Origin of the sequence: Streptomyces sp. NPDC006283, from assembly GCF_040613325.1 — a bacterium.
Lineage (GTDB): Bacteria > Actinomycetota > Actinomycetes > Streptomycetales > Streptomycetaceae > Streptomyces.
The window spans coordinates 1-5,292 of the sequence record NZ_JBEXRZ010000326.1 but is presented as its reverse complement, the minus strand read 5'-3'; the positions used below and the strand labels follow the sequence as shown (position 1 = coordinate 5,292).

Below are 5,292 nucleotides of genomic sequence, written 5' to 3'. Positions count from 1 at the left end.
GGTGAGTCTGGACCTCGCCGGTGGTCAGACCCTTCGCGGCCCGCGAGATGACCATCTCGTCGATGCCGGTCAGGCGCTTCTGCCGCTTCTTGACGTTCGGCTCGAAGGAACCGTCCCGGTCACGGGGCACGGCTATCTCCATCGGGCCGACGTCGGACAGCACGGTCTTGGAGCGTTTGCCGTTGCGGGAGTTGCCGCCGTCCTTACCAGCCGGGTCGTGCTTCTCATAGCCGAGATGATCGGTGATCTCGCCCTCCAGAGCGGACTCCAGCAGCCGCTTGGTCAGCTGCTGCAACAGCCGGCCCTCCCCACTCAGCTGCAGACCTCGGCCTGAGCGCGACCCACCAACTCGTCGATCAACTGGCCATCCACGGCCCTCGCCGACGCAGCTTTCGTGGCTCGGCAGCCTCGGAATCGGACACGTTCTCACTGGTCATCGATGCACCCTCCATGATCAGGAGTTACACCGAACGATTTACAGTCCCGGTCACGGCAGCGTGACGTCGAGTCGGCCGCTACGCACGCAGCGAAGCGTGGGTTGATGCGCGACCTCCGCATCGGGGTCGCCCCCAGTCACCTCGTTGACCAGCAATCATCCTTCATCTCCAGACCAGTGGCCCAGGGCGGGCTCGCGGGACGGGACGCGGGTGATCCTTGTGCCGAGGGTGTCGGCGAGTTCGCGGCGGTTGGTGACACCTAGTTTGGCGTATGCGTGCTGAAGGTGGTTGTAGACGGTGCGCACCGACAAGTGCAGGGCAGCGGCGATATCCTTGCTCGCGGTGCCGGCGGCGGCGCATAGAGCGACCTCCAGTTCTCGGGCAGTGAGCACTGAGGTGGCTTCGGGGGGAGCGAGCAGCGGAGTGCGGGCGCCTTGACAGCGTGCCGCCCGCGCCTGGGCCTGCTGGGTTGCTGCAGTGGCCTGGCGGGCCTGCCCGGCGCGGCGCCAGGCGGCGGCCGCTGTGGTGGTCGCCTCGGTCGCCAGCAGGTCCGCGCCGATCGCTTCCAGTTCCTCGGCGGCGGCCAGCAACTGGTCGGGTGCGTCGGCGGCCAGCGCGGCCGCCAGGTGAGCCCGGGCCGGGGCGAGGTTCCCGTCGCTTTGTCGGGCGAGTTCGGCCAACCGGTCGGAGACGTCATTGGCACCGCCGAGGCGGGCGACGTCCATCAACAACAGTCCTTCGGAAGTGACATGACCGGTTTCGTGAGCTGTTGCGGCCGCTTCTATGAGTACCGACCGGGCCCGGACCTGTTCGCCGCGAGCCGCAAGTATCCACGCCTCTCCCAGTCGTTCCTCACCTGCAAGGTAGCCTGTATATGGGAACGTGTCAGCTTCTGCCAGATACAACTCGGCCGCCGATGAGTCCCCTAGCAATGCCATGGACGTCGCCAGCCCGGTCAACGCCAACCGAAGGATGAGGACGTGGTGGCGGCGGCGGGCCATCGCGATAGCCTCCGCAAACCAGTGGCGAGCCGAGGCCGGATGCCCTGCCAGGAGCTCAGCGCGGCCCACGTAGAAGGCTACCCACGCACGAAGTATCAGAACTGCCTTCATGCCAAAGCAAGTTTGCCTTCCCACTGTCCGAGCTTCCTCCAAAAGGCCCGCTTCCGACAGCGCTAGAATTTTTGGGGTCAGTTGCACATTAGGAGAGGGTAGAAGCACCTGCTCGGCGAGTTTTTGGTGTGTGGCGTAGGCGTGGTCACCAAGCGCAAGCGCTTCACTCGTGCGCCCGGCAAGAGCCAGTGCGGCGATCTTCCTCGAGGCTCCATACACCCATGTTTCGATCTCTGGTGCACGGGAAACATCCGCTTCCAGCGACTCTAGAAGGGCAAGTCCATTCTTCGGATCTCCCGAAAGAGCCAGTATTGCACCCTCGTTGATAAGGAGGCAGTGCTGACCAGCCGGGCTGGAGACTTTGGTACGCGCTGTGTCATTAATGGTCAGCGCATCACCGAAGCGAGCGTTCAAATGGAAATTTGCGGTGCGAGCCAGCGTGATTTTTAGCTTATCGGATTCCGTGATCGCGGCCTGGGCCGCCAGCTTCAGAACCTCTTCAGCTTCCTCGTGTTTCCCCAGGTCGCGCAGGGCTCCCCCGAGCATCAGATCTGTTGCGAGCGAACGACTTGGCAGCGCCGCGAGAAGGCGGATGGCCTCAGGGTAGTCGTGGGCACGGCAAGCGAGCTTAGCGGCCTGGGAGAGTAGGTTGGAGTCGGCGGTGCCCGTGGCGGTTAGGTGCCAGCTGGCGATGTGCAGCAGATCATCGCGACGCCGTGCACCATACTCCTGGACCCGCTGTGCCTGCGCTAGCAACAGCACACGGCGACGAAGAGCGGACAAGTTCGCACGGAGGACTTCGCCGTATAGCGGGTGAGCTAGGGCCACAGTGGTGCGCCGCCCGTCCCGGAGGACGTGGATCAGCTCAGCGTTTTCGAGTTCGGCCAGCGTCTGCAGGGGTGCCACATTCTCGGCATCTGTCAGCGGCACTGGTTCGCACAACGCCAGCAGTTCCAGCACCGGCCGCGCGGGCCCGGCGGCGGCTAGCCGGGCGCCGATCAGCTCGGCCAGCCGCGGGGTGCCAACAGGCCGGTCGTGGGTCAGTTCCCAGATCTCGCCGTCGCTGGCCAGCGTCCCGGCAGCCAGGGCGCCGTGGACCAGCTCGTGCAGGTACAGCAAGTTCCCACCCGAGGCCTCGTGCAGGGTGAGCACGGTGTGCCACCCGACCCGGCCGCGCAGCACGGCCCGGAGCAGCTGCCTGACCCGGTCCTGGTCAAAGGTTTCCAGGTTGACCCGGTGTAGTGCGTCGCCACGGGACAGAAGATCGACTGCATCGCTTGACGGATTGTCTGCTCGGACCGTGCCGATCAGGCGGACCGTACCCGTGTGGAGCAGCTGCTGCAGCAGCATTGCCGAGGTGGCGTCCAGCAGATGTAGGTCATCCACGAGCAGCGCCCACCGGCGCTGACCGTTCGGTCCTGCCAGCGCCCGGGCGACTGCGGCAAAGCTCCTCGCTGGAGAGGAGAAGTTCACCTCGTTCGGAAACAGGTGCGCAATCGCCCCCAAAGGGACCTTCGCAGCCGCCGCGGTCGCCGTCGCCCGCCCGCCGGAGAAACCTGCGCGCACAGCCCTGGCCAGGCATTCTTCGGCCAGCCGTGACTTACCCACCCCCGCCGGGCCGCAGATCACCATCCCCTGACACCCTTGGCCCGCCCAGGCCCTCTCGAACGCCTCCAGTTCGCTGTCCCGACCCACCAAAGGCCACTGCGACGACCTCGCTGGCCTACCCATGAAAGCCTCCCGGCGGCACTCGGAAGAAACGGCATTTCTACGCGGCCTATGTCAAAGACTGCTGTCAGATCGACCTAACACGCCCACCGTCGTTAACGTCAATCATGTTGGCGTAACGTCCATGGTGCTGATGGGGGAGGGGCTTGCCGCACCCAAGCCAGTGGTGCCGGCGGAATTTGTGGTGGTGTTTCGGGCCTCTTGAGTTTGTAGCGAATCGCGATCTTGAAGGGGGCGGGTGGCTTCTCGTCCGGGTGTGTCAGCCTGTTGTGCGAGCAGTCGGGCCGGGCTGTGAAGAACCGCCAGCGGTGTGAGTCCAGAACCTCGATGTGAGGAGCGGCCGCTGATAGTGCGGGGTTGAGTTACCGGCGTCGTTGCTCCTAGCTAGTGCTGGATTCCTCAAAGGGAGTGCACAAATCGGCGGCGTAGTCGTCGGGTGGGAGGGGCGGGTCTGTGCAGCCCGCCCCCGAGTACGCGAATCACCCCGCCACCAGCATCTATACCTAGCGGAATTCAGCACTAGGGTCCGTCTTCAAAGATCATCAGAAGGTGGATCATGGTGAGGTGAATCGCCGCCATGAACTCACCGATCGGCAGTGGGAGTTGCTCGCTCCCCTGATACCGCGGGCTACGACAGGTCGGCCTCGTGTGGAGGACCGGCAGGTCATCCACGGGATGGTCTACAAGATCCGGACCGGGATCTCCTTGCGTGACCTGCCGGAACGCTACGGACCGTGGAAGACGGTCTACACCCGCTTCCGGCGCTACGCACTGGACGGCGTGTTCACCCGAGCCCTGCAGCAGGTCCAGGCCCAGGCCGATGCAGCTGGCGACATTGACTGGCTCGTCCAGATCGATTCCACCGTCGTCCGAGCCCACCAGCACGCCGCAGCCACCGGTCGAAAAGGGGGAAGCACCGGCAGGACGAACCGGACGATCACGCCCTCGGTCGATCCCGAGGAGGACTGCCCACCAAACTCCATCTCGCCGTCGACGGCCGCGGCAGACCACTGGCTGTCCTCCTCACCCCGGGCCAACGCCACGACAGCGTCTGTCCGCGTACTCGTCTGAGTGCACCACCACGTACGAAGTTATGTGCACCGCTGCTCAGGCCACGTCGGTGTCCCGTTCGATGGCCTGGAGGCGGTTCTTGAGCCGGTAGCTGTTGCCGTTGATCGAGACGACCTCGCAGTGGTGCAGGAGGCGGTCGAGGATTGCGGTGGCCAGGACCTCGTCACCGAAGACCTGGCCCCACTCGCCGAAGGTCTTGTTCGAGGTCAGGATGATCGAGCCCTTCTCGTAACGCTTGGAGATGACCTGGAAGACCAGGTTCGCTTCCGCTCGCTCCAGCGGCTGGTATCCCACCTCGTCGACCACGAGGACGCTGGGGCGGAGGTAGCTGGTGAGCTTGTTCATCAGCCGGCCCTGGTCCTCGGCGGCCTTGAGGTGGCGGACCATGTCGTCGAGGCTGGTGAAGTAGATCGAGTAGCCGGCCCGGCAGGCAGCGACAGCCAGGGCGACGGCGATGTGGGTCTTGCCGACCCCGGGCGGCCCGAGGAGAGCGACGTTGGCCTTGTCCTCGACGAAGGAGAGGGTGGCCAGGTCCTTGACCTTGCGCGGATCGAGGTCGGGCTGGAAGGACAGGTCGTAGTCCTCCAGCGTCTTGTGATGCGGCAGCTTCGACAGCCGCAGCCCGTTGCGGAAGCGGCGGTCGTCGCGGACCGCGAGTTCTTCGGCCAGTACCAGGTCGATCAGGTCGAGGTAGCCCATCTTGGCCTCGTCGGCCCGCTGGATGTACTGGTTCAGGGCCTCGGCCAGATGCGGCAAGCCGAGCTTGACGGCGGTGGTGCGGATGCGGGTGCTGGTCAGCTCGCTCAACGGGCTTCCGATCGTCGGACCCGCGCTGAGCCCATTGGCGCAGTGAGGAGGTCGACCAGGCCGGCATCCCGGGCTTGGGTGATGTCGGCAACTGATCCCGCTCGTACCTCGCCGCAGAACAGAAGTCGTCCGCGTTC

Annotated in this window: 3 protein-coding genes and 1 pseudogene; 1 reads left to right on the top strand and 3 read right to left on the bottom strand. The window is 65.1% G+C overall.

What is annotated here, in order from left to right; translation table 11 throughout:
• Nucleotides 1–328 (bottom strand): annotated as a pseudogene (locus ABZ070_RS35085) (transposase); the annotation flags it as partial.
• Nucleotides 329–592: 264 nt separating this feature from the next.
• Nucleotides 593–3,280, bottom strand: coding sequence for a LuxR C-terminal-related transcriptional regulator (locus ABZ070_RS35080; protein WP_356639989.1), 2,688 nt, complete (start codon nt 3,278–3,280; stop codon nt 593–595).
• Nucleotides 3,281–3,826: 546 nt separating this feature from the next.
• Here ABZ070_RS35080 and ABZ070_RS35075 point away from each other — a divergent pair.
• Nucleotides 3,827–4,348, top strand: a complete 522-nt coding sequence (locus ABZ070_RS35075; RefSeq protein WP_356639988.1) for an IS5 family transposase — start codon at nt 3,827–3,829, stop codon at nt 4,346–4,348.
• A gap of 36 nt (nt 4,349–4,384) precedes the next feature.
• On the opposite strand, the gene istB is transcribed toward ABZ070_RS35075, so the two are convergent.
• On the bottom strand, nt 4,385–5,155 hold the full coding sequence (istB, locus tag ABZ070_RS35070) for an IS21-like element helper ATPase IstB (protein WP_356639987.1): 771 nt from the start codon (nt 5,153–5,155) through the stop codon (nt 4,385–4,387).
• Nucleotides 5,156–5,292 lie beyond the last annotated feature (137 nt).

Excerpts from the sequence above, each read along its gene's own strand:
- ABZ070_RS35080 (WP_356639989.1), bottom strand. The coding sequence starts at position 3,280 with ATGGGTAGGCCAGCGAGGTCGTCGCAGTGGCCTTTGGTGGGTCGGGAC.